The organism is Pseudomonas hefeiensis (assembly GCF_030687835.1).
Taxonomy (GTDB): Bacteria; Pseudomonadota; Gammaproteobacteria; order Pseudomonadales; family Pseudomonadaceae; genus Aquipseudomonas; species Aquipseudomonas hefeiensis.
In genome coordinates this window covers 5,646,253-5,670,845 of the sequence record NZ_CP117449.1, presented here as the reverse complement: position 1 = coordinate 5,670,845, position 24,593 = coordinate 5,646,253, and the positions used below count along the sequence as shown (strand labels likewise).

The window sequence follows — 24,593 nt, the reverse complement described above, 5'->3', positions numbered from 1 at the left end:
CATGGGCGCAAGCCGCGCACTGTTACTGTTGTTGTGTCTGGGGATCTGCTTCGGCGCGCGGGCGGCCGAGCCGACGACGCTGCCCGGCAAGGTGCGCGCGGCCAGCGAGGAATGGGTGGATTACTCCCAGGCTGACGGCAAGGGCATGGCGTGGGACATTTTGCGCGAGGTGTTCGAGCCAGCAGGCGTGAGGCTGGAAACCCGCAGCGTGCCGTACACCCGTTCAATCGGGCTGGTGCAGCGCGGTGAAGTCGATGTACAGGTCGGTGCTTATCTCGATGAGTCGGAAGGGGTGCTTTATCCCCAATGGCACTACGATGTGGACCACATCTATGCCTTGGGGCTGGCCTCCAAACCGTCTCCTACATTGGCGACGGTCGGCAACTATCGGCTGGTATGGATGCGTGGCTATGAATACGACAGCTACCTGCCAGGTATCCGCAGTTTCAACGAAATTCACCGCGCAGTAGGTATCCTGCCGATGCTGGTCCATGATCGGGCTGATTTTTATATCGATGCGTTGACGGAGATCGAGGACTTACTGGCCAAGTCTGAGAATCCCCAGCAATTCAAGCTTTCATCGTTGATCAACCTGCCGCTTTACCTGGGCTTTGCCGACACCGAAAACGGTCGGGTGCTACGGGACCTGTTTGACCGGCGCATGACGGAGCTGGTGAAGAACGGTCGACTGAAGCCGATTTTTGAACGCTGGAAACAACCCTATCCTTTCGATGAAAACGGCAAACCGGCGAAGCCGTAATCAATCTTTTCGATGTTTATGGCCGATAATTCAGCCTGAGCGTCGGTCGGGACGTGCTGTTACAATGCTCGCCTCTGCGAATCTCCAGTAATAGATCAGGAGCACACCGGTGCCTGTCGTTTTTGTTGCCGCTTCCAAGCTGCCAACGCCCTTTGCGCAATTCACCATGCATGGTTTTCTCGATGAAGCCACCGGCCGCGAGCACGTTGTGCTGAGCCTGGGTGATTTCGCCGACGGAGCCCCGGTACTGGGCCGCCTGCACTCCGAATGCCTAACGGGCGATGCCTTGTTCAGCCAGCGCTGCGATTGCGGTTCGCAACTTGAAGCCGCGCTGCAGGCCATTGCCCGCGAAGGCCGCGGCGTGCTGCTTTACCTGCGCCAGGAAGGTCGCGGCATTGGCTTGTTGAACAAGATTCGCGCCTATGAGCTGCAAGATGGCGGCGCCGATACCGTCGAAGCCAACGAACGCCTGGGGTTTGCCGCCGACCTGCGTGACTACAGCATCTGCCTGCCGATGCTCGAGCATCTGGGCATCAAGTCGTTGCGCTTGATGACCAACAACCCGCGCAAGGTCAAGGCGATGACCGATATGGGCATCGTGGTGGCCGAGCGCGTGCCGCTGCACACCGGCCACAACCCCCACAACAAACTTTACCTGGCGACCAAGGCCAGCAAGCTCGACCACATGATGGGTAACGAGCACCAGGGCGAGGTCGACCGGGCGTGACGCGCGGTCAGGTCCGGCGGCGACTGTCCGTCAGTTGGTGGCAATACCTGGCTTTGGCCTTGCTGCCACTGTTTGTGATCAATGCGGTATTTGGCCAGGGTGAAGCGATTCTGCCGGTGCTGGCGATGCCACTGTTCATCGCTGGCGTGGCATCGATGTTTGTCAGCCTGCGTTTCTTTGGCGCTTACAAACACGCCTTGATCGCCACCCAAAAAGCCCTCGACACCCCCGAAGAGCCTCAAGCCTGGATCGCCCTGGCAGCCCGGCGGCGTGTGGCCTTTCTCGCTGCGTGCCTGCCGGCATGGATCGGCGCCCTGGCGGTGTTCGTGGGGCTGGAGGCGGTGCCGCTGATGCTGCTGGCGTTGTCCACGGCGGTATTGTTCTACCTGTATCGCATCCCGCGTCAGCTCGGTTGATGACCCGCTGGCTGGCGGTCCTGCTGTTGGCCGTCAGCGCCTCGACGATGGCGGCCCAGCGTGTGGTCAGCCTGGCTCCTTCTTTGTCTGAAATCGTGGCTGAGCTGGATTCCGCCGACCTGCTGGTGGGCGTGCTGGATGGCGGCGATCGGCCCTTGGCGTTGAAAGACCTGCCTTCTGTGGGCCGTTATGGGCAATTGGATATGGAGCGCTTGCTCAGTCTCAGGCCCGATCTGCTCCTGCTCTGGCCGGGCAGCGTTGGCAACGCCCAACGCCAGCAGCTCAAGGGGTTGAAGATTCCCGTCTACGTTGCCGAGCCCCACAGTCTCGACCAACTCATCACCCAAATTGAAGACATCGCCACGCAACTCGGCCGTCCGGAACGGGGTGTGAAGCGAGCAGCGCAGTTGCGCGGGCGCCTTGAGGCGTTGCGTCAGCGCTACCGGCGTGACACGCCGTTGCCGGTGTTCTATCAGGTCTGGGACCGGCCGCTGTACACCGTTGGCGGCGAACAGATCATCAGCGATGCGTTGGCGGTTTGCGGGGCGCGCAGTGTGTTTGCCGACCTCACCCTACCGGCACCGCAGGTGAGCGTTGAGTCAGTGTTGCAGCGCAATCCGCAGATCATCCTGGCCACGGACCAGGCCCAGCTCGACGCCTGGAAAGCCTGGCCGCAGTTGGCGGCGGTGGCGCAGGAACGGTTGTTGTTAGTCACTGACAAGGGGCTGGAACGGCCCAGTGGGCAGATGATCGAGGCGACGGCGCGGTTGTGCGGGCTAATTGCGCCGGACAGATAAACCGCGGCACCTCCAATCGCGAGCAGGCTCGCTCCCACAGGGGTGTGCATTGCAACTGTGGGCGAGCCTGCTCGCGAGATGAGGTCAGTCCCGGCACCACAATCTCTGGATCAGAGCTCCGGCGTCCAGGTCACCCCAAACAACCAGGCCCGGCCTTCCTCACGATACCCATACTGCCCACCTTCATGGCTATACAGTGCCCGGCTATAGCCCTTGTCCAGCAGGTTATCGACCTTCATCTCCAGCTTCACCTCGCGGTTCAACGCCCAACTGCCGCGCAACCCGAGCAGTGCATATCCGCCCAGGGCATTGCGGTTGTTTTCATCGTCGTAGCTGTTGCTCACTGCTTGCCAGGTGGCGCCCAGGCTCAAACGGTCAAATTGGCGGTCCAGGTCCAGGCTCAAGGTCCGGCGGGCGCGCCGGGCCAGGGTGTGGCCGCTGTCACGGTCCCGTGGGTCGATGATGGCCAGGCCCAGATTGCTCTGCCAGCCGAATAACTCCTGGCTCAGGGCTGCTTCGAAACCGTTGATTCGCGCCGAGGCGACGTTTTGTGGGCGTGAGTTGCTGCCAAAGATGATCGCGTCTTCCAGGTCCGTGCGGTACAGCGAAGCTTCCAGGCGGGCGCTATCGCTCAGTTGGTTGCGCCATTGCAGTTCGTAGCTTTTGGCGGTTTCCGGCGCGAGGTCCGGGTTGCTGAAATCCGGGTAGTACAGGTCGTTGAAGGTCGGTGCGCGGAAGCTTTCGCTGTAGGTCAGCAGCACATCATTGTCCGGATTCACCGGCAGGGTGAACGTGCCGCTCCAGCTATTCCGGGCACCGAACTGCTGGTTCTGGTCGCGCCGCACGCCCAGTTCGGTGGAGAACGTTTCGCCCCGGAAGCGATGCTGGATAAACGCTGCACGGTTCCAGCGGCTGTCTTCGTCATACGGTGTGCTGCTGTTGATCCGATCCTCATACCAATCACCACCGACGATCAGGCTGTTGCGATCGTCCAGCGTCACATCGTTCTGCCAGGTCAGCGAGTCGCGGTAGGTGTTGAACACTTCCCGGACATCGCTGAGCTTGTCGAAGGTTTTTTCGCGGTTCTCGCTGTGGCCCAGTTCCAGACGCGATTTCCACGCCTCGTTGATGCGTCCATCGACATAAGTGCTAAAACTGCTCACCGCGAAGTCACTGTAGGGCTGCTGGGGCAGCGACTCGAAGGTGTTCGGGTCGAAGCGGCCGAACGGGTTGTCGTATTCGCTTTTGCCGCGGTTATCCAGCAGGTTCAGGCCGACTTCCAAGTCATCGTTGAACCCATGGCTCAGGCTCAGGCTCAAGGACTGGTTGCGGTTGGCATCAAGGTCCCGGTCGCTGGCGTAGGACTCATGGGTGCGATTGGTTCCGTCGCTTTCATCCAGGCTGGCGCCGAGGTTGAAGCGTGTCCGATCATCACCGCCGGACAGCCCCAGGCTGCGCTCCCAGGTCTGGTGGCTGCCAAAACCCAGATGCAAGCGCGGTTGCAGGCCTTGTTCGTTGCCGCGACGGGTGAAGATCTGGATCACTCCGCCCACCGCGTCGGCGCCGTAGATCACCGAGCGCGAACCACGCAGCACTTCCACCCGTTCGATCTGGTTGATGTTCAGGCGTTGCAGGTTGCTGTCGCCGGAGGTGGAGTTGCCAATGCGCTGGCCGTCCACCAACACCAGGCTCTGGGCCGATTTGGTGCCGCGAATGTAAATCCCTGGCAGGCTGCCACGCCCGCCCAGGGGCGCCACCTGCACCCCCGGCACACGACTGAGCAGGTCGGTCACGCTGGCCGGTTGCAGGCGTTCGATGTCGTCACGGGTGAACACCGTGTTGGCGGCGCTGCTGTCGTTTCGGGCCTCGACCTGACGGTTGGCGCTGATCACCACGTCGGGGAGCTTGAGGGCTTGGTCGCGTTCGAAGGTGTCGGCCAGCAGGTTGGTGGCCGGCAGTAGGGAAAGGCTGAGGGCGAGATGCGGTTTCATGGATGTTCCGAAAATATTTGGCTCCACGCCAAAACCAGTGTGGGAGCGAGCCTGCTCGCGATAGCGGTGTGCCAGTCAATGTCGGTATCGACTGGTCTTACGCCATCGCGAGCAGGCTCGCTCCCACAAGGGATTTGTGCGGTCTGAATTACCGGCCCAGCAGTTGCAACCGCTGGCGCACCGCCCCTTCGATCCCGGCCTCGTCCAGCCCGCATTCGGCCAGCATCTGCGCCGGTTTGGCGTGTTCGACGTAGATGTCCGGCAGGCCCAGGTGCAGCACCGACTTGAGGATGTTTTCCCGGGCCAGGAATTCGCTGACCGCCGCCCCGGCGCCGCCCATGATGGCGTTTTCCTCAACGGTCACCAGCAGTTCGTGACTGCCGGCCATCTCGCGCACCAGGGTTTCGTCCAGGGGTTTGACGAAACGCATGTCCACCACGGTGGCGTCCAGGGTTTCGGCGACCTTCAGGGCCTCGGCCAGTTGTACGCCAAACACCAGCAGGGCGGTCTGCTTGCCCTGGCGGCGGATCACGCCCTTGCCGATTTCGATCGGTTCAAGATCAGCTTCAATGGTCGCGTTCGGGCCGCTGCCGCGAGGGTAGCGCACCGCCGCCGGGCCATTGAACAGGTGCCCGGTGGTGAGCATTTTGCGCAACTCGTTTTCATCGCTCGGCGTCATCAGCAGCATGCCAGGGATGCAGCGCAGGAACGAAAGATCGAAGCTGCCGGCGTGGGTCGGGCCGTCTTCGCCTACCAAACCTGCGCGGTCGATGGCGAACAGCACATCGAGGTTCTGCACCGCGACGTCATGAACAAGCTGGTCGTAGCCGCGTTGCAGGAAGGTCGAATAAATCGCCACCACCGGTTTTGCGCCTTCGCACGCCATGCCGGCGGCGAGGGTGACGGCGTGCTGCTCGGCAATCGCCACGTCGAAGTAGCGCTGCGGGTAGCGTTCGCTGAAGGCCACCAGGTCCGAGCCTTCCTTCATCGCCGGGGTGATGCCCACCAGACGCGGGTCAGCGGCGGCCATGTCGCACAGCCATTGGCCAAACACCGCTGAATATTTCGGTCCGCCGGCCTTTTTCGGGGCGGCGGCCGGGGCATCCACCGGTTCGAGCTTGGTGATGGCGTGGTAACCGATCGGGTCGACTTCCGCCGGGGCGAAGCCTTTGCCTTTCTTGGTCACCACGTGCAGGAACTGTGGGCCTTTGAGATCGCGCATGTTGCGCAGGGTCGCGATCAGTGTGGGCAGGTCATGGCCGTCGATGGGGCCGATGTAGTTCCAGCCCAGCTCTTCGAACAGCGTGCCGGGCACCAGCATGCCCTTGGCGTATTCCTCGGTGCGGCGGGCGATTTCCCAGGCGCCAGGCAGGCGCGAGAGCACCTTCTTGCTGCCTTCGCGCATGCTGGCGTAGGTGCGGCTGGAAAGAATCTTCGCCAGGTAGTTGGACAACCCACCGACGTTGCGGGAGATCGACATGTCGTTGTCGTTGAGGATCACCAGCATGTTGGCATTGACTTCCGGCGCGTGGTTCAGCGCCTCGAAAGCCATGCCTGCCGTCAGTGCGCCATCGCCGATCACGGCAATCGCCTTGCGCTCGCTGTTTTGCAGACGGGCGGCGGCAATCGCCATGCCCAGGGCGGCGCTGATGGAGGTGCTGGAATGGCCGACACCAAAAGTGTCGTATTCGCTCTCGGAGCGCCGTGGGAACGCTGCCACGCCGTCCTTCTGGCGCAGCGTGCCCATGCGCTCGCGACGGCCAGTGAGGATTTTATGCGGATAGGCCTGATGACCGACGTCCCACACCAGCCGGTCGTCCGGAGTGTCGAACACGTAATGCAGCGCGATCGTCAGCTCGATGACGCCAAGGCCGGCACCGAAGTGTCCGCCGGTCTGGCCGACTGTGTAGAGCAGCTCCAGGCGCAACTCATCGGCCAGGGTTTCCAGCTCGGCTTCACCCAGGCGACGCAAGCCGTCCGGCGTGTTGGCCCGGTCCAGCAGCGGCGTGGTCGGGCGTTTGCGGGGAATCTCTTGAAACGTCGTGGGCATCAGGCGAATCGTTATAGGTATAGAAAGAGGCGGCAGTTTACCTTATGCATCGCAAGCTGCCCACGCGTAGGCTGGAACTTGGCCGATACGCAGTCTGACCCGTATCAGCTGCGGCGTTCGACGATATATCGCGCCAGCTCGCGCAACGGTTCGGCTGCCGCGTCAAAGGGTCGCAGCGCGCTCAGGGCCTGGTCGCGCAACTCCAGGGCATAGGCCTTGGCGGCGTCGAGGCCGAGCAGGGCCGGGTAGGTCGGTTTGTCGCGAGCGATATCGGCGCCCTGGCGTTTGCCCAGGGTCTGGGTATCGCTTTCGACGTCGAGTATGTCGTCCTGCACCTGAAACGCCAGGCCAATGGCCCGGGCGTAGGTCTGCAAGGCTTGCAGTTGGTCAGGCGTGGCCCTGCCGCTGGCCAGGGCACCGAGTTTGACGCTGGCCTCGATCAAGGCGCCGGTCTTGTGCCGATGCATGTATTCCAGTGCGCTCTGATCCAGCTTGAGGCCCACCGAGCCGAGGTCAATGGCCTGGCCGCCGACCATCCCGGCCGGACCGGCCGCCAGCGCCAGGGCGCTGACCATGTCCAGGCGAATCTGTGCCGGGCAATCGTTCAGCGCCGGCTCCAGCAGGGCGCTGAAGGCCAGGCTTTGCAAGCCGTCACCGGCCAGGATCGCGCAGGCTTCGTCGAATTTCTTGTGGGTGGTGGGTTGACCGCGACGCAAATCGTCGTCGTCCATGGCCGGCAAATCATCATGGACCAGCGAATACGCGTGGATCAGTTCCACCGCACAGGCCGCGCCATTGGCCTGTTCAGGCGCACCGCCCAAGGCTTCGCACGCCGCATAAGCCAGCAGCGGACGCACACGCTTGCCGCCGTTCATCACGCTGTAGCGCATGGCCTCGTACAAACGCGCCAGCTCAGGACCTGGGGCGGTGAACAGGGTATCCAGCGCCGCGTTGACCCGGGCCTGGCTGCCGGCCTGATAGGCGCCGATCATTCAGGCTGGTCCGCGTCGAAAGGCTCTTCGGTCAGCTCACCATCGCGCTCGAGCAACAATTGCACCTTTTGCTCGGCCTGGGCCAGCGCCGCCTGGCAGTCGCGAGTCAAGCCGATACCCTGCTCGAAGGCGGTCAGCGAGTCTTCCAGCGACAACTCGCCGTTCTCCAGCCGCTCGACCAGCGTTTGCAGGTCGGCCAGCGATTGTTCGAAGTCCAGTGCAGCTTTTTTGCGGGCCATGGCGGCGATTCCGGTTGACTGTTAAACGGGCGCGACACTAGCAGACATGGGGTATTGGGGCAAATCAGAGCAGGACCAGCGCGGCCTGTGAGGCATCGTTTGGTGGCGAGGGTGCTATGGGGTATTCAGTCAGCTGGGTAATGGATTCGGTACCGGGTACTGCGCCCCCCGCCGGGCAATCGCTCCAGACAACCTTTTTCCCGCAACTCTGCAAGGTGCCGCGTTGCCGTTGCCTTGGAGACCTTGGCCACGGTCTGATATTGAGCTGCGCTGATGCCGTGCTCAAAACCGCGTTCACCACCATCGAGCAACCGGTTCAGCACTTTGGTCTGTTCGGGCGTGAATGCTGAGGCTCGATGAGCCTGCCAGAACCGTGTCTTGCCCAATACACTTTCGATCTGCGTCATCGCTTTGTGCAGGCTGCGCGACAGGGTTTGCAGAAACCAGGTTAGCCAGTCAGTGATGTCCAGTGTCGCTTTTTGGCTGCTTTCAAGGATCCGGTAATAGCCAGCGCGGTCGTCCAGGATGCTTACGGACATGGCGTAGAAACGGATCGCCTGAGCTTCTCCTTGGGCCAGTGCCAGATCGGTAAGCGTGCGAGTCAGGCGACCATTGCCATCGTCGAATGGATGCAAGGTGACAAACCAGAAATGAGCGATGCCGGCGCGTAGCAATGGATCGAACTCGGCTTGATGGCGGCTGGACTCGAACCAGTCGATGAATGCTTGCAACTGGTGCTCAAGACCCTGGCGAGGTGGCGCTTGGAAGTGAACGGTGGGACGGTCCAGCCTGCCTGAGACCACCTGCATAGGATCATCGCCGCGCAGCGAACCCACGCGGATCTCACGATGGGCAAGGTCGCCTGTCTGATCAGGAAAAAGCCACTTGTGCCATTCCAGCAATCGCTCGACAGTCAGTGGTTGATTGAAGTGCCGGGTGGCGTCCAGCAACAGGTTCGCCAAGCCTTCACTGCGCGGGCTGACAGGGTTTTCGCCGGCTTGCTCGAGGCCCAGGCGTCGTGCCAGAGACGAGCGGACCGAGCCCACATTCAACTGCTCTCCTTCAATGGCCGAAGAGGTCACGATGTTTTGCAGAAGGGCATCCAGTTCATTCTGGGCACTGAGCGAGGCGGTCACCGCGCCAGTCATGCCAAGCAGTTGACCCTGAGTTTGCACGCATTCGCGCAGCAGCGGCGCCAACGCATCTGCCTGCCAGCGAAAACCGGGCCAGTCGGGCTGCTGCCAGATCCAGTGAGGTGCCATAAGCCTGTCCAAGGTTGAATGAGCCGAATAATAACGCTATTCGGCTCATTTCGTGAGCCGAATAACCATGCTAATCGGCTCACGCACTCCTCAGTACGTGATTTCCCACACAGAATCGCGCGTTCCCTGATTGTGAATAATCCGCCGAATCGCTAACCTTCGCGGCATCTATGGGCCCCTTGTGGCGGGGCCTTCAGACGTAACCCGAATAATGACAGGCAGCGCCGAGGAAGGGCGCCGGGTTGCGTCATGCATGGCAGGAGGCATACATGCGTTTTCTTTCATTGTTGATCGTGCTGGCGGGCGCGCCACTGGCGTGGGCCGAGCCTGCGGCCGAGCTGTCGGAACCGGTGGGCGGCTGGCGCTACAGCGGCTTGCTCGATCGTACTGAACACCCGCGCGTGGCCTATCCCACGCCACCCATCGACCGAGGCGTGCAGCGCAATCGCACGATGATCGAGGGCCGGCTCAAGGCCATGGGTACGGCCCGAGCGCCCCACAGCCTGGCGGTCAACGGCAATCCTCTGAATCTTTATACCGACGATGAAGGGCGTTTCGCCCGGCCGTATGCCTTTGGCGCTGGCTCCAACAGCGTCGAAGTGCGCAGCTCCGCAGGCCAGTCCCTCAAGCGCGTGCAGTTCTATGAAGCCAACAATCAGCGAACCCCGGCGCAGATCCGCGTGGTGCTGGGCTGGGACGATCCCAAGGCCGAGCTGGATCTGCACATCGTCACCCCCGACGGTCAGCATGCGTTCTTCGGCCGGCCGGCGTTGAGCAACGGCGGCGGCCTCGACCCTGATGGCGTCGATGGCCCCGGTCCCGAGATGTTCACCATGACCGCGCCGATGCACGGCACCTACCTGGTCTACGTGAACTACTGGGGCAACTACGGCAACGGTGGCTACAACTTTGAAGAAACCAGCAACCAGAACGAGGTGATCACCTCGCAGATCAACCTGGTGCTCAACGAAAACACCGTCGATGAAAAACGCGAAACCTTTGTCGTGCCCCTGCGCGCCATCGGCGATCTGTTGTTGGTCAAGACGTTCAACTACTAAGTAAGCGCTCCACCGATCAATAGGCCCTTTTGAATATGAGCGACAACACTGCTTCCCCGACCGCGCCGACTCCTGTTGCCAAACCTGTGCGCCGCTGGCCGGCGTTGCTGATCGGGCTGTGCCTGGTGGCCGGTGTCGCCGCCGGACTGGGTTGGTTCATGACCAAGCCCAAGGCGCCGCCCCTGGCACTGGCGCTGGAAAAGCTCGGTCTGAGCCGCCCCGATGGCCTGCTCGAGGCCCACTCCCTGAGCCAGTTGCCCAAGGACTTGCTGGCGGTGCCGTTCCTCAAGGCCACGCTCACCGAAGATTTCGTCTTCTATTACCAAACCCATGCCGACCGCCTCGGGCTGGTCGGTAGCCTGCGACGGATCATCTACGAGCATGACCTCAAACTGCAGGACAGCCTGATCGAGCAGCTTTTCGACCAGCCAGCCGATGTAGCGCTATGGCGCGGCGCCGACGGGCGGCTCAGGGATTTTTTGCTGGTGATGGATCGTGGTGGCCTGGCCAAGGTCCTGGAGCCGCTGGCAAAAGTGGCGCTGGATGATTCACAGCTCAGCCAGCTCGGTGAGATGAAAGTGGCCGGCGACGTGGTGCCGGTCTATCAACTCACCTATAACGCCAGCAAAGCCCTGGTGTTCGCTTCCCATGGCGATAAGCTGGTGGTGTTGTCCAACCCGACCAGGCTCTACGACCTGGGAAGTGGTTCCACCGACGAACCCGGCATGGTCTCGACCCAGGCCCTCGAAGCGCTGCTGGCCGGTGAAAAACTCTTCCCCGAAGCCTTTGGCCTGCTGCCCAAGGGGCCTGAGGTCAAGCAACGCATCTCGGTCAATGCCAGCGTGCTCGCCATGGGCTATCAGCGTTTCATCCCGAACTTCGCCGGGTTGCGTTTCGACATGGACGACAACGGCTGGCACAGCTTCCTGGCCATGGACGAGTTGGAGAACCAACCAGACTTCGACTTCAAGCCCATCTGGCAAGCCATGCCCATGGGCGCCAGCGCCTGCGTCGCCTTGCCCCTGGCGGCTGAACAACAGAAGCCATTGCTGGTGAAACTCGGTGCCGACGACAACGCGGCCCAGGCCATGATCGAGCACATGGCCGGCGCGGCGGGGCTGTGCTGGTACGCCGATTCGCGGCTGTACACGCCACTGCTGGTGGCGAACCTGAACGATGACGGCGGCCAGCTCGATGCCGACCTGGGCAACCTGTTCGGTTCGATGGTGGGCGCCTACGAAAACAACGTGGCCGAACATGCGTTTCCTGTGGTTGAAACACAGGAAGGCCCGATGCACCGCTGGCAACGCCAGGTCAGCTCCAACTTCGGCCCTTACCCGGCCAAGGACGCCGCGCAGCCGGAGGCGATCACCGGCAAGGCGTTCATGCAAGTCAGCCTGGCGCGGCACGGTTCGACCCTGCTGTTTTCCCTCGACGACAAACTGCTGGACAAGGCCCTCGGCACCCTCGACAAGCGCTTCCCGCCCATGGCCGACGTGGTGCCCAAGGACCTGTTGATGCCGGTCTACTTCGGTCCGGATGCCATGGCGCAACTGATGCAGCGCGAAACCCTCGACAGCTTGCCCCAGGACATGGAACCGGTGTTCTACAACGCCGCGCAAACCTACCTGATTCCGAAGCTGCGCACCCTTGGCGGCTACGGTAAATACGCCCTGACATTGCCCGAAGGCAGCGAGCCGGACGGCCCCTGGCAGTGGTTGCCACTGGAATGGAAAGCGCTGTGACCGGGTCGATCCGCCGCCCGGTATGGGTGTTGATGCTGGCGCTGCTGCTGGGCGGGCAGGCGTTTGCCGCTCAGGCACCCTCGCTGGATGTGCAGCAATCGAAGGTCTTTCGTGCCTGGTTCGTGCGTATTGCCCAGGAACAACTGACCAAAGGCCCGAGCCCGCGCTGGTACCAGCAGGACTGCGCCGGGCTGGTGCGCTTTGCGGCCAATGAAGCGCTGAAGGTCCATGACCAGAAATGGTTGCGCAGCAATGGCCTGTCCAATCGCTACCTGCCGCCAGAGCTTGAGCTGAGCGACGCCCAACGACGTCTGGCCCAGCAATGGCAACAGGGCGGCGGCAAGGTCGGGCCCTACGTTAACGCCATCAAGCTGATCCAGTTCAACAGCCACCTGGTGAGCCGTGACGTCACCCAAGCCCGCCCAGGCGATCTGATGTTCTTCGATCAAGGCGATGACCAGCACCTGATGATCTGGATGGGCCGCAACATCGCCTATCACACTGGCACCACCACCCCAACCGACAACGGCATGCGCTCGGCAAGCCTGCAGCAACTCATGAACTGGAAGGACACCCGATGGATACCCGACGCAGCGAACCCCAACTTCATCGGCGTCTATCGACTCAACTTTCTCTCCCAATGACCGGTGCCCGCATGCTGCGCTTGTGTTCAAAATTGCCCCTGCTGTTGGCCCTGTTGCTGGCGCCGATCGTTCATGCCGAAGACACCGTGGAGCCCAGCGGCTACACGCCGTTGGCCGGTGAAAGCTTCTTCCTGCTGGCCGACAGCAGTTTTGCCAGTGATGAGCAAGCCATGGTCCGCCTCGAAGCGCCGGGTCGCGATTATCGGAAATTCCGCATGGAGCCGTACGGCGGTGCCGATATCCGCGTTTATCGCATCGAAAAACCGTTGGATTTCCTCAAACGCCAGAAGAACCTGCACCGGGTGGTCAGCGATGGTCAGTTCAAGGGCGAAGGGCTGTCGAACACCCTGGCGTACCTGTGGGACAACTGGTACCGCAAATCCCGTCGGGTGATGCAGCGGGCGTTTTCCTACGAGTCGCGCCAGCAAGTCACCGAGCAAGTGCCGGAACTGAAAATGGGCAGCGCCATCGCCGCGCCGACGCCGTACGACGCGCAACCACAATTCGCCTTGATTCCGGGTCTGCCGGTGGTCAGCCAGTTCCGTTATCCGCTCTGGCAGGCCAAGCCGATCCAGCCGCCAGCGGGGGTCAACCTGGCGGGTTCGTCGAGTGCGTTCATCAGCGTCGCGCCAGGCAACGTCTACGTGCCGCTGGGCCAGTTGAAGCCGGGGCTGTATCTGGTCGAAGCGCTGATCGGTAAATACCGGGCCACCACCATGGTCTTTGTTTCCAACACCGTGGCGGTGAGCAAGATCGCCGGGGACGAGCTGCTGGTCTGGGCCGCACGTAAACACGAAGGTCGTTCGGTGCCCAAGGTCAACGTACTGTGGACCGACGGCCTTGGCGTGATGAGCAGCGGCGCCACCGACGAAGACGGCTTGCTACGCCTCAAACACGTCAGCCCGGAGCGTTCGTTCGTCATCGGCGAGGACGAGGAGGGCGGGGTATTTGTCTCGGAAAACTTCTACTACGACAGCGAAATCTACGACACCAAGCTGTTCGCCTTCACCGACCGGCCGCTGTATCGGCCGGGGGATTGGGTGTCGCTGAAAATCGTCGGCCGTGAATTCAAGAATGCCCGGGACTCGGTGCAGCCGACAGCCGCCGACGTCAATGTCAGCGTGCTGGATGCCACCGGCACCGCATTGCAAACCCTGGCCCTGAAACTGGATTCCAAGGCCGGTACCCAGGGCCGTTTCCAGCTGCCGGAAAACGCCGTGGCCGGTGGGTATGAGCTGCGCTTTAGCTACAAGGACCAGCTCTACAGCAGTGCCTTTCGCGTGGCCGAATACATCAAGCCGCACTTCGAGATCGCGCTGAACCTCGCCAAGCAGGATTACCGCACCGGCGAGCCGGTCAAGGGCGCTCTCGTGCTGCTCTACCCGGACGGCAAGCCGGTGGCCAACGCCAAGGTGAGCCTGAGCCTGCGGGCCCAGCAACTGTCGATGGTGGATAACGAGCTGCAATACCTGGGGCAATTCCCGGTGGAATTGACCAGCAGTGAAGTGACCACCGATGCCAAGGGCAACGCCAGCCTCGAGCTGCCGGCCGCCGACAAGCCGAGCCGCTATACACTCACTGTGTTTGCCAGCGATGGCGCGGCGTATCGGGTCAAGACCACCAAGGAAATTCTCATCGACCGTGGCGCGGCGAACTTTCGCCTGAGCGCGCCCCAGCGTTTCAGCGCAGCCGGCGAGGACGTCTCGTTCAGCTACACCAACGAAGGTGGCAACGCGCAAAGCAACGCCGTGACGCCGGGCAGCTACGCCTGGGTGCGGCTGGAAGACCAGACTACGGGCGAAGGCAAACTGACGGCCCAGGACAAGGGCTTCAGCCTGACGTTCGAGCGTCCGGGCACCTACAACCTGACCCTCAAGGACGATCACGGTCGGGTCATTGGCGCCACTGGCCATTCGGTAACCGGCGAAGGCATCAAGGCCGTGCCGGGCACCGTTGAGATCGTTCTCGATAAAGCCCAATACAAGACCGGTGACGAAGCCCTGGCGCTGATCACCTTCCCGGAGCCGGTCAGCGATGCGCTGCTGTCGCTTGAGCGGGACAAGGTTGAGGCCACGGCGCTGCTGTCCAAGGGCGGCGACTGGCTGAAGATGGAAAAGCTCAGCGACACTCAATACCGCGCGCGTATTCCGGTGAAGGAGGCCTTCGCGCCAAACCTGACCTTCTCGGTGCTGTACACCAAGGGCGGCCAGTACAGCTTCCAGAACGCCGGTATCAAAGTGGTCGCGCCGCAGATCGACGTCGCCATCGTCACTGACAAAACGACCTATCAGCCAGGCGACACGGTGACCGTGGATCTGAGCACTCAGTTTGTCGGCAAGGCGATCCCGGCGCACCTGACCGTCAGTGTCGTGGATGAAATGGTCTACGCCCTGCAACCGGAAGTGGCGCCCACCATCGATCAGTTTTTCTACCATCCACGCCGCAACAACGTGCGCACCAGCGCCAGCCTGTCGTTCATCAGCTACGACGTGGCCCTGCCGGGCAGCCCGGGGGCGCCGGGTAAGGCCAACCGCAGCGAGCGCGGTGTCAAAGTGCTGGAGCGGCCTCGTCGTGAAGATGTTGACACTGCCGCGTGGCAACCGGAGCTGGTCACCGACGCCAACGGCAAGGCCCGCTTCACCTTCAAGATGCCGGACTCCCTGACTCGCTGGCGCATCACGGCCCGGGCCATCGCCGACGACGGTCAGGTGGGGCAGAAAAAGCAATTTATCGGTTCAGAGAAACCGCTGTACCTGAAGTGGAGCGGCCCGACCCGGTTCCGCAGCGGTGACAAACCACAAATGGGCCTGTTCGCCTTCAGCCAATCCGAAAAGCCGTTGAAAGCCGAACTGCTGATCCGCTACGCCGGTACTGAGCAACGCGTGGTCGCGGACCTGAAGCACGGCATCAATTATGTGGCGCTACCATCTCTGGAGCTGAACAACGGTGACTTGAACGTGCAGTTGCAGGTCAACGGCGAAACCCAGGACACCCTGGCCGTGCAACTGAATACCATTGGCAACGGTTGGCAAGTCACCCAGAGCCAGCGGCTTGACGTGGCGAGCGGTGACACACCGCTGAGCCTGCCGCTTGATGCCAGCGATATCCGCCTGCGCCTGGACGACAGCCCGCAAGCGCTGTTCCGTTCGGCCCTGGATGACTTGTTGAGCTACCCCTACGGTGGCGTCGAGCAAACCGCCAGTCGTCTGCTGCCGTTGAGCATCGCTTACCCGACCCTGGCGGCGAACCCGCAGATTCGTGATCGCTTGCGGCTGATCATGCAAAACAGTCGCCTGCGCCTGGTGCAAATGGCCGGGCCTGCGGCGAGCTTCACCTGGTGGGGCCAGGTTGGCGAGCCGGATGCGTTCCTCACAGCCTACGCCTATTACGCTGACTGGCACGCCAGCAAAGCCCTGGACCTGAGCCTGCCGCCGGAACACTGGCAGCGGGTGCTGGAGGTCTACGCCAAGCAGGCCGGCGATACACCGTTGTTGCAGCGTGCGTTGATCCTGTCGTTTGCCAAACAGATGCAACTGCCGGTGAACACCTTGCTCAGCGGCTTGATGGACGACCTGGCGAAAGCCGGCGAGGGCAGCGCTTTGAGCGTGATGGACAGTGGCGAAGACAGCCTGGTCATGAACGCGCCGGATTCGGCCCTGGGCCTGGCCAGCGCCCGCATGCTGACTGCGTCCCTCGCCAGGCAGGTGAAGGTGCCGTTGCCGGAGGCCTTCAGCAACCAACTGGACGCCGCGCAGCAGCAACTGGATGTCAGCTCCCAGCCGTTCGTCGAGGCCTTGAGCCTGTCATTGCAAAGCTTCGACCAGGCGCGTGCCAAGGCATTGCTCGAACGTCTGCTGCCGCAGCAATCCACCCTTGAACGGGCCCTGGCCTTGACCTGGCTGCAACGCAGCATCGAACAGGCCGCGCCAGCGGTGGCGCTGACCCCGGGCGAAGGCTGGAAGGCCCGGAAAGGCGTCACCGGTGAAACCTACTGGCAATGGCAGGGAGCGCAGCAACCGACCCTGCTGAGCCTCAGCGGTGCCGAGGAACGCCCGCTGCAAGCGGCACTGAGCTACCAGAGCCAGCAAGCGCCGGCAGCGCCGATGGCGGTGACCATTACCCGGCGCTTGTCCCGTCTGGTGCCGGGCGACCAGGCCTTCACCTTCAAGCTCGAAGCGGTGGGCAGCAAGCCGCTGTCCAGCGACAGCCTTTATCTGGATGAAGTGATCATCAACAGCAAGGCCTCCACGCCGCTGCGCTACGGCATGCTCGAAGTGCCGCTGCCGCCGGGCGCCGATGTGGAGCGCACCACTTGGGGCATCCAGTTGCTGGGCAAGGCCGGCAGCGAACCGACTTCCTTGGAGAAGGCGCGCTTCGAGCCGGGCCAGATGGGTTACGCAGTGCCGCTGGACGCCCTCAGTGGCGAGCTGCGCCTGCGGCATCTGGTGCGCTTCTCCCAGAAGGGCGAGTTCACCTTGCCGCCGGTGCGTTTCACCCAGGTCTATGCGCCGCAGCATCAGGCTCGGGAACAGAAACCGGCGCTTGGTCAGGTCACGGTCAACTGACATGCGCTGGCCGCGGCTTGGGTGGTTGTTGTGCTTGATCCCTGCGCTGGCCATAGCGCAGGAGGAGCCGTTGCGCCTGGCTTTCGACGGTCAGTTGCTGCGGGTGAGCCAGACCCAGGTGCTGGACCGCCAGCCCTTGCCCGACTCCGTGCAGGCGCCGCTGGGCAGTGTGTGGAAGCTGTTTGTCTACGCATGGCTGGTGGACACTGGCGCCCGCGAACCGGTTTATGAATGTCGCGGTCAGTCGAAAGAAGAGGTTTATTGCTGTAGCGCCGGGCAGAGCATCGGTCGCGATCAGGCGCTGGTGAAGTCCTGCGGCCTGTATTTCGAGCCGCAGCGGCTCGGGCTCTCGGCTACCCACTGGCGCGAGTACTGGCAGGCCCGCCAGGCTCCGTCGTGGTTGCTGGACCTGCAGAGCCTGCAGCCGCAAAAGCAAGTTCGCGTGGCTGAACTGCTCAAGGCACTGGCGATGCTGCCGGCCCAGGACCAGGCCCGTCGGGTGCTGCTGGACGTGGTGCTCAACGCGGCGGATGGGCGTCTCGTCGGTCAGTTGGGCAGTCATCTGCGGGTCAAGACCTGGAGTTGGCTGGGTGAACAGGATCCTTCATCGCGCCAGGGCGGCTTCGCCGGTTGGCTGGCCGACGGCACGCCGCTGTGGGCCGGTGGACGTGGCACCAGCGAGCAGATATTGAAGGCATACGGTGATGGATTGGCTGCGGCGCTGCCGTCCCGTTGGCCGGCGGAAACGGGGCGATGCGTGGAAGTGGACCTGTTCGCCCGGTATCCCTTGCAACGGGTAATGGCGGGTGATCGGCCAGCCACGCCGGGCCCGTTGCGCGGCGATTACCGTGTCGAATTCGCCAATGGCAACCAACTGGATATCCACAGCGACGGCGAGCTGTTCCTGCTGCCCGGCAAGCTGGTGGCGCGACTGGATCGGGAAGAGTACGTCGCCCGGGTCCTGCAGCGCGAAGCCAAGGCTGAACCCGCCGAAGCGGCCAAGGCCCTGGCCGTGGCGATCCGTAGCTACCTGCTGCAAAACGCCCAGCGTAAGGGCGATTGCCTGAGCATCGACGACAGCAGCCATCGCCAGCGCGTCGCCCCACGTCCGGCGACGCCGCAAACCCGCGCCATCGCCGCCTGGACCAGCGATCTGGTGCTGGCGGGCACTGACGTGACCTATCACTCTGACCAATCCGCCCCGGACAAACTGTCCTGGGCGCAAGCCGTGGAGCAAGCCAGCGCCGGCCAGCGCTACGACGCCATCCTGCTGCATGCCTACCCGCGCGCCAGCCTCAGTCGCTGGGACAATCCGGTGGCGTCCTGTGAGGCGCTGCCCGCCGCCCAGGACTGGCTGTTGAAACAGCGGCGCGGCTGGCGCCCCCGTTTGGCAGGTGAAGTGGGTTACAACGAAGTCAGCGCTTTCGCTGTCTGCCGAGTCGCCTTCGGCCGGCCCTATGTCGACCGCGAACGCCGGCGCATTTACGTGCGCGGTGTGCTGTCGCTGCAAGACCGCCTCGACCTGACCCACGAATATTTGCACCTGGCCTTTGAAGCCCACCCCAACGGCCAGGACGAAACCTACATCGAAGGGCTCGCCCGTCACCTCTTGCTGGAATAGACCATGACACTCCGTTATCCACAGGCCTTGCTGTTGCTCTGCGCTTTGGCCGTGTTGCCGCCGGCCATTGCGGGTGAGGGCATCAAACTCGACACCCCGGTCGGCGGCTGGCGCAGCGGCGCGCCGGGGGGCGAAGGGGAGCGCTTTCGCCAGACCGTCAACTACCCGGCTTCTTCGGTCAACACACCCCAGGGCCAGGCCAATACCGCCCGCATCAGCGGCCAGATCAAAGGTGCGCCCAAGGACAGCAACGAGCCGGGCAAACTCGTCATCAACGGTGTGACCCTACCGCTGAAACTCGACCCTGAAGGGCGCTTCGACCGACCGTTCTCGTTCCCCAACGGCAGCAACAGCGTCGAAGTGCGCAGCCCTGACGGCCAGCAGCGTCACCGCACCCAGTTCCTCAACACCAGCGGCGGCGCCACCCCGGCCAAGTTGCGGGTCTTGCTGACCTGGGACAGCGACGGCACCGACCTGGACCTGCACCTCATCACCCCGGACGGCGCCCACATCTGGTACGGCGACCGTGTCGTCCCCAACGGCGCCGCGCTCGACGTCGATGTCACCACCGGCTACGGCCCGGAAATCATCGCCATGCCCGCGCCGATCAAAGGCCAGTACCTGGTGTACGTGAACTACTACGGCGGCGGTTATCGCAGTGACGAGGACGGCGAGCAACAAGCGGCACAAGCCCTGACCACGGCGCAGATCACCGTCATCACCGAAGAGGGCACGCCAAGCGAGAAGATGGAAACCTTCGTGGTACCGATGCGCACGGCGGGGGAGTTGATGTTGGTCAAGAGCTTCAGCTATCCGTGAGGGCTAATTGTCCAACGGCTGTTGGACAATTCAGCAAGCAACCCGTGTAGTAAAAGTTCTCAGCAGGAAGAGATGCGCTCCTGCGCATCCTGATAAACCGCCTCACGCTCGCGTTTTCCTATAGCAACTACAAACACCACGACTTCTCGATCAATAACCTGATAGATCAAGCGATACCCGGCGCTGCGCAGTTTCAACTTGTAGCAGTCGGGGAGTTGTCGGAGTCGGTTGGCTTCGACGCGAGGATTTTCAAGAATTTCGATGAGCTTCTTTTTGAACTGCTGTCGCAGTGTTTCGCCTAGCTTGTTCCACTCCTTCAATGCACGTCGATCAAATTCAAGGCTATAGGTCATCCAGGCTGACCTTCACTCGTTGAGGGTTGGCGAGGCGCTCTGTGACCACCGCAATGAGCGCTTCATCTTCCTCACTGATTAACGCAGCCTTGAAAGGCAACTTGCCTCGCTCCGCCACGTATTGAAGTGTCTGGCGTAGCAGTTCGGAAGGCGTAACACCGAGCTTTTCCAGTTCGGCAAATGACCGCTGCTTAAGGTCATCGTCAATGCGGATGTTGATGGAAGCCATGGAGTAATACCTGTAATGACGTTTGGCGTTACGTTAGCAACTACTCCTCCCGTCCGGCAACCTTTGGTTTGCGGGTTTCGCTGTTTCCAGACGAGTCGGCCCCTTGTCGAGTGAGACAAAATTCATCCGGGAGCCGGGGAGTTTTGATCGACTTCGCCGCTGTGAACACCACAAAACAGTGTGGGAGCGAGCCTGCTCGCGATAGCGGTATGTCAGACACCCTGATGCTGAACGTGCTGCCGTTATCGCGAGCAGGCTCGCTCCCACAGGGTTATTCATCGTTTGTGACAATTAAAAAATCTCACGCGTGCGCTATTGAGGGCATTGGGCGTTCCCTGTAGTGTTTCTCACGCGTGAGTTTTTTCGCAGTGAGGTCAGTACCATGAACAGCCGCTCTCCAACAGATCCTGCGGGGTCTGTTACCGATTCAGCGAGCCGCAAGGGAGAGCGCTCGAAACCGTCCGTGAAAAAACCATCCAGCTTTTATATGAAGCAGATGCGCGCGGGCTTGAGTGCCGCCGGGTATGTGAAACACGAAACTTGGGTGCTTCCCGAAAACCGGAGCCTGCTCAAGCAGATGGAGAAACAGCTACGCCAACCGATTCTGGCTGGCTCATTCATGTCGGAGAATTACATGAGCGCAGGTAATAACTGGAACATTGATCGCCTCTTCAGTGCCCTTCAGGCCCTCGATGAAGTGGTGGCGAACGACATCACGCTTTCCCTCGTTCAAGGCTCGGAGTCCAGTATCAAGCTGGAAATGAACGATTTTGGCGGCTTGCCGATTTACATCGCCGTGGTGGGTGATCAGATCATAGTCGACACTGTTCTGGTGGATGTCGAATCGATCAACGACGTAGCGGCCTTCAATGATGCCGTGCTGCGCAGCCGGGAAATGTTCCCGCTGTCCTCCATCGGTATTGAGTCCATGCCTAACGGGCAGATTGTCTACAACATGTTTGGCGCACTGAGTTCCGACTCCAGCCTGACCAACGTCGTGACCGAGGTCAAAACCCTCGTCGACAACGTCCAGCGCGCCAGCGAAGCCTTCGAACGTTTCTTCATCTAATTTTTCGGGAACAGGAAATATCCAATGACTCAGTCCATCTGGAGCAAATTGTTCACCGCGCTGCGTGGCGGTGCCAACGAAGTCGGCGAGTCGATTGTCGACCAACAGGCCCTGCGCATCCTCGACCAGGAAATTCGCGATGCTGACAGCGCGCTGGCCAACGCCAAGCGTGAGCTGGTCACCATCATGGCCAAGCACAAACTGTCGACTGACCGCGTTAGCGAGTACAACGCCAAGATCCAGGACCTGGAGTCCAAGGCGTTGGCCGCCATCCAGGCCAACCGCGAAGACCTGGCCCTGGAAGTGGCCGAAGCCATTTCGACCCTGACCTCTGAACTGGACGCCGAGCAAAAGCACGCGACCGAGTTCGGTGGTTACGCTGAAAACATGCGCAAGGACATCGTCAAGTCCGAGAGCCGCATCAAAAGCCTGCGTCAGCAAGTGGACATGGCCAAGGCCCGTGAGAGCGTGCAGAAAGCCCAGGTCAGTGCTTCGATTGCCAGCGGCGGCGCCAATGGCAAGCTGGAAACCGCCGTCGGTACGCTGAACCGCCTGCAGGCCAAGCAACAGCAACGTGCCGCTGAACTGCAAGCCCAGGACGAACTGGCCGAGGCTTCGACCGGCAACGACCTGGAGCGCAAACTGCGCGATGCCGGCATCACGCCGAACGAAGGCAGCGCCAATGCGATTCTGGAACGCCTGAAGAAAAAATCGGCGGAGTAATCGGCTGGGCTTTGCCTTGGTGAGGACCGGCCAAGGCAAGCCAGGCACAGACCTTGTGGCGAGGGGATTTATCCCCGCTGGGCTGCGAAGCAGCCCTGAAACCTGACACCCTCGGTGTGTCAGCTGGGTCGAGTTCGCTGTTATTGGGGCTGCTCCGCAGCCCAGCGGGGATAAATCCCCTCGCCACAGGTTTTGTGTTCAGCTTCAGGTTTGTGTCTTAGTCCTGTTTTCCTGAAAAATCCCGGATTTATTGTCACCAAAGCTCTTCTATCCAATCCCCGCAGCAGGTTTAATGCTGCCCCGTAACCGCACTTACGCACTCAGACGCCAGGGCGATGACGTCGCCAGGAGCGAACCCCCACGGAGTCAGGGACGAAATGTCGATTTTCCTTTTACTGCGAACCTACGCCTCGTCCTTCTTCCATCGGTTCGGCTGGGCGGGACTGGCGATTGCGATGGGCGTGCACCTGGCCATCGCCTGGATCGGCCTGGTGCTTCTGGGCGAACAGCACCTCATCGCCGCCGCCACGTTCATCTACTTCTATCTCACCACCACGCTCACCGTCGGTTATGGCGATCTGTTGCCACAGACATCCGCCGGGCGAATTTTCGTGGCAACCTGGATCATGCTCGGGGGCATTGCCCTGTTGACGACGGTCATCGGCAAAACCACCAGCAGCGTCATTGATGTATGGAGAAAAGGCATGAAGGGCAAAGGCGATTTCACCGGCAAGACCGGTCACACCGTTCTCATCGGCTGGGAGGGCGCCTCCAGCGAGCGGGTCATCGAGTTGCTCCTGCAGGACGAGACGTCCAATGACAATCTGATTGTCATCTGCGATTGCGTGCTTGAAGAAAACCCCATGCCCGGCAAGACGACTTTTATCAAAGGCGAAAGCCTGTCCTCTGTCGCACTTTTGCAGCGCGCTGGCGTGCCGGGTGCCGAACGCGTCCTGGTGCGCACTCACTCAGACGACCTGACCCTGTCCACCGTGCTGGCGGTCAATCAACTGAACCCTGTCGGGCATGTGGTCGCCCACTTCAATGACAGTGAAGTGGCCGCGCTCGCCAGCGCCTACGCACCCAGCCTGGAGTGCACTTCCAGCATGGCCATCGAGATGTTGGTACGTGCTTCACAGGATCCGGGTTCGTCGGTGGTCATCAATGAATTGCTGTGCGTGGGCGAGGGCGCTACTCAGTATCTGATGAAGCTGCCCGAAGCGTTTGATGCCGCGTTCGGCGATCTGTATGTGCAGATGAAAGAGCACCACAACGCTATTCTCATCGGCTACCGTGCCAAAGGCGCCCGGCACCCGTCGATCAACCCGCCCTGCGACACGCGCGTCGGGGGCGGCGGCGACCTCTTCTATATCGCCTCCGCGCGTCTCAAGGAAATCTCCAATGGGCTGGTTTAAACGGTTGATGGGCATCGAGGCGCCGAACTCGGGCACAGACTCCAAATGGGTCGCTAACCCAATCCCGGCCGCCGTCGGGCCGCTGGGCCTGGCATCTGGAAAAGAGCTCAGGTTCGATAGCACGCTGAAACTGTTGCTCGACGGCAACACCAGCGTGGTCATCCCGGATGCCCAGCAGATCTGGAGCACCGGCATCGTCGATCTCGGGCAATCGAACTGGCTGACGCGTTGTTACATGAACGACGAGGACTACTGGCTGCAAGTGCACACCAGCGGCGACGTCGCCGGGCAGGTCGAGTCGGTGATCCTGTTCAATTACCTCAGTTACGTCACCCTCAACAGTGAAGCGGAGTTGCGGCGGCTGGCCGGGCCGCAAAGCTTGATCGGCCTGCCGACCTACACTCATGACGGTGTCGAGTACAGCCGCGAATGGGGCACCGAGGAAGGTCAGACAGAACTGGTTGCGTTGAGCGAGCGCGTGAGCAATCCGGATGAGTCCTACAGCATCGAACACCGCTCAATGCTGTATGCCCGCGAAACCGGCCTGACCGATCGCCGGGAATTCCTGCTGTTTTCCGTCGAAGAAGATGCCGAAGGCGCCATCAGCTTGAGCACGTCGCTGGGCATTTCGCTGTATACCACTGACCTGAACACTTTTTAAAAAAGGAAGAAGTCCATGCTTGAAGCGCTCTCCATTTCCCTGAACAAAGCCGCCGTGCTCGGGTTTGTGTTGTACATCCTCGGTGCGGCCGTGCTGTTCGCGCTGTACCAGTTCATCTACACCCGGATCACGCCGCACAAGGAGTTCGAACTGATCCGTTCGGGCAACGTGGCCGCCGCCATCGCGCTGGGCGGCGCCATCATCGGTTTTGCCATCCCGGCCAGCAATGTGATTGCCTATTCCATCAGCCTTCTGGACTTCGTCGTCTGGGCGGTGATTGCCGCGTTCGTGCAACTGCTGGCATTTCTGGTGACCAGTCTGGTGCTCAAAGGCGCCTCTGAACGCATTAAAAAGGGTGAAATCGCCGCGGGCATTTATATCGCGGCAGTGGCCATCAGCGTCGGCATGTTGAACGCCGCGTGCATGACGCCTTCCCAGAACTGATTGCGCTACGGAG

At 61.6% G+C, this 24,593-nt stretch carries 22 protein-coding genes; 15 read left to right on the top strand and 7 right to left on the bottom strand.

Features of this window, described 5'->3' with window-relative positions; genetic code table 11:
* The first annotated feature begins 1 nt into the window (after position 1).
* The 4 genes from PSH57_RS25575 to PSH57_RS25560 all read left to right on the top strand — a co-directional run bounded on the left by PSH57_RS25575 (position 2) and on the right by PSH57_RS25560 (position 2,700).
* Positions 2-760, top strand: a complete 759-nt coding sequence (locus tag PSH57_RS25575; protein WP_305416208.1) for a substrate-binding periplasmic protein — start codon at positions 2-4, stop codon at positions 758-760.
* A gap of 109 nt (positions 761-869) precedes the next feature.
* Positions 870-1,487, top strand: coding sequence for a GTP cyclohydrolase II (gene ribA / locus PSH57_RS25570; RefSeq protein WP_305386106.1), 618 nt, complete (start codon positions 870-872; stop codon positions 1,485-1,487).
* The gene (locus PSH57_RS25565; protein WP_305386105.1) at positions 1,484-1,903 is read left to right on the top strand and encodes an MFS transporter; all 420 of its coding nucleotides are present in this window, start codon (positions 1,484-1,486) and stop codon (positions 1,901-1,903) included. Before ribA ends, PSH57_RS25565 begins: the two co-directional genes overlap by 4 nt.
* A complete protein-coding gene (locus tag PSH57_RS25560; protein WP_305386103.1) occupies positions 1,903-2,700 on the top strand; it encodes a cobalamin-binding protein in 798 nt (265 codons plus the stop codon). Before PSH57_RS25565 ends, PSH57_RS25560 begins: the two co-directional genes overlap by 1 nt.
* Positions 2,701-2,810: 110 nt before the next feature.
* Here PSH57_RS25560 and PSH57_RS25555 read toward each other — a convergent pair whose 3' ends face one another.
* From PSH57_RS25555 to PSH57_RS25535, 5 genes are all read right to left on the bottom strand, one after another.
* Positions 2,811-4,691, bottom strand: coding sequence for a TonB-dependent receptor domain-containing protein (locus tag PSH57_RS25555; protein ID WP_305386101.1), 1,881 nt, complete (start codon positions 4,689-4,691; stop codon positions 2,811-2,813).
* Between the two features lie 148 nt (positions 4,692-4,839).
* Positions 4,840-6,741, bottom strand: coding sequence for a 1-deoxy-D-xylulose-5-phosphate synthase (gene dxs, locus PSH57_RS25550; protein WP_305444786.1), 1,902 nt, complete (start codon positions 6,739-6,741; stop codon positions 4,840-4,842).
* A gap of 104 nt (positions 6,742-6,845) precedes the next feature.
* Positions 6,846-7,733: a (2E,6E)-farnesyl diphosphate synthase gene (gene ispA, locus PSH57_RS25545; protein WP_305386097.1), complete on the bottom strand. Its 888-nt coding sequence runs from the start codon at positions 7,731-7,733 to the stop codon at positions 6,846-6,848.
* On the bottom strand, positions 7,730-7,972 hold the full coding sequence (locus PSH57_RS25540) for an exodeoxyribonuclease VII small subunit (protein ID WP_047229733.1): 243 nt from the start codon (positions 7,970-7,972) through the stop codon (positions 7,730-7,732). The genes ispA and PSH57_RS25540 overlap by 4 nt, the downstream gene beginning before the upstream one ends.
* 125 nt (positions 7,973-8,097) lie before the next feature.
* A complete protein-coding gene (locus PSH57_RS25535) occupies positions 8,098-9,234 on the bottom strand; it encodes a Fic family protein (RefSeq protein WP_305386095.1) in 1,137 nt (378 codons plus the stop codon).
* 269 nt (positions 9,235-9,503) lie between these two features.
* Here PSH57_RS25535 and PSH57_RS25530 point away from each other — a divergent pair, with 269 nt between their 5' ends.
* The 6 genes from PSH57_RS25530 to PSH57_RS25505 are packed head-to-tail and all read left to right on the top strand — an operon-like array spanning position 9,504 to position 19,686.
* Complete coding sequence (locus PSH57_RS25530; RefSeq protein ID WP_305386093.1) at positions 9,504-10,292, top strand: YfaP family protein; 789 nt, start codon at positions 9,504-9,506, stop codon at positions 10,290-10,292.
* Positions 10,293-10,327: 35 nt separating this feature from the next.
* Positions 10,328-12,037 (top strand): DUF2138 domain-containing protein, encoded by a 1,710-nt coding sequence (locus tag PSH57_RS25525; RefSeq protein ID WP_305386091.1) that lies wholly within the window; start codon positions 10,328-10,330, stop codon positions 12,035-12,037.
* The gene (locus tag PSH57_RS25520; RefSeq protein ID WP_422766059.1) at positions 12,022-12,681 is read left to right on the top strand and encodes a DUF1175 domain-containing protein; all 660 of its coding nucleotides are present in this window, start codon (positions 12,022-12,024) and stop codon (positions 12,679-12,681) included. The genes PSH57_RS25525 and PSH57_RS25520 overlap by 16 nt, the downstream gene beginning before the upstream one ends.
* Positions 12,678-17,246, top strand: coding sequence for an alpha-2-macroglobulin family protein (locus tag PSH57_RS25515; protein ID WP_305390474.1), 4,569 nt, complete (start codon positions 12,678-12,680; stop codon positions 17,244-17,246). The genes PSH57_RS25520 and PSH57_RS25515 overlap by 4 nt, the downstream gene beginning before the upstream one ends.
* 1 nt (position 17,247) lies before the next feature.
* Positions 17,248-18,867 carry a DUF2300 domain-containing protein gene (locus PSH57_RS25510; RefSeq protein WP_305416206.1) on the top strand — a complete coding sequence of 540 codons (1,620 nt, stop codon included), beginning with the start codon at positions 17,248-17,250 and terminating at the stop codon, positions 18,865-18,867.
* Between the two features lie 3 nt (positions 18,868-18,870).
* Positions 18,871-19,686 (top strand): YfaP family protein, encoded by an 816-nt coding sequence (locus tag PSH57_RS25505; protein WP_305386090.1) that lies wholly within the window; start codon positions 18,871-18,873, stop codon positions 19,684-19,686.
* Positions 19,687-19,745: 59 nt separating this feature from the next.
* Here PSH57_RS25505 and PSH57_RS25500 read toward each other — a convergent pair whose 3' ends face one another.
* Both PSH57_RS25500 and PSH57_RS25495 read right to left on the bottom strand, forming a co-directional pair.
* Positions 19,746-20,039: a type II toxin-antitoxin system RelE family toxin gene (locus PSH57_RS25500; RefSeq protein ID WP_305386088.1), complete on the bottom strand. Its 294-nt coding sequence runs from the start codon at positions 20,037-20,039 to the stop codon at positions 19,746-19,748.
* Positions 20,029-20,268, bottom strand: a complete 240-nt coding sequence (locus tag PSH57_RS25495) for a type II toxin-antitoxin system RelB/DinJ family antitoxin (RefSeq protein ID WP_212798781.1) — start codon at positions 20,266-20,268, stop codon at positions 20,029-20,031. Before PSH57_RS25495 ends, PSH57_RS25500 begins: the two co-directional genes overlap by 11 nt.
* 382 nt (positions 20,269-20,650) lie before the next feature.
* Between PSH57_RS25495 and PSH57_RS25490 the strand changes: the two genes are divergently transcribed.
* The 5 genes from PSH57_RS25490 to PSH57_RS25470 all read left to right on the top strand — a co-directional run bounded on the left by PSH57_RS25490 (position 20,651) and on the right by PSH57_RS25470 (position 24,580).
* A complete protein-coding gene (locus PSH57_RS25490; protein ID WP_107323242.1) occupies positions 20,651-21,337 on the top strand; it encodes a YjfI family protein in 687 nt (228 codons plus the stop codon).
* A 24-nt stretch (positions 21,338-21,361) separates the two neighbouring features.
* Positions 21,362-22,060: a PspA/IM30 family protein gene (locus PSH57_RS25485; protein WP_305386084.1), complete on the top strand. Its 699-nt coding sequence runs from the start codon at positions 21,362-21,364 to the stop codon at positions 22,058-22,060.
* Between the two features lie 377 nt (positions 22,061-22,437).
* Positions 22,438-23,475, top strand: a complete 1,038-nt coding sequence (locus tag PSH57_RS25480; protein WP_305386082.1) for an ion channel — start codon at positions 22,438-22,440, stop codon at positions 23,473-23,475.
* Complete coding sequence (locus PSH57_RS25475) at positions 23,462-24,136, top strand: DUF2491 family protein (protein ID WP_305386080.1); 675 nt, start codon at positions 23,462-23,464, stop codon at positions 24,134-24,136. The genes PSH57_RS25480 and PSH57_RS25475 overlap by 14 nt, the downstream gene beginning before the upstream one ends.
* 15 nt (positions 24,137-24,151) lie before the next feature.
* Complete coding sequence (locus tag PSH57_RS25470; protein WP_092394735.1) at positions 24,152-24,580, top strand: DUF350 domain-containing protein; 429 nt, start codon at positions 24,152-24,154, stop codon at positions 24,578-24,580.
* Positions 24,581-24,593: the final 13 nt, after the last annotated feature.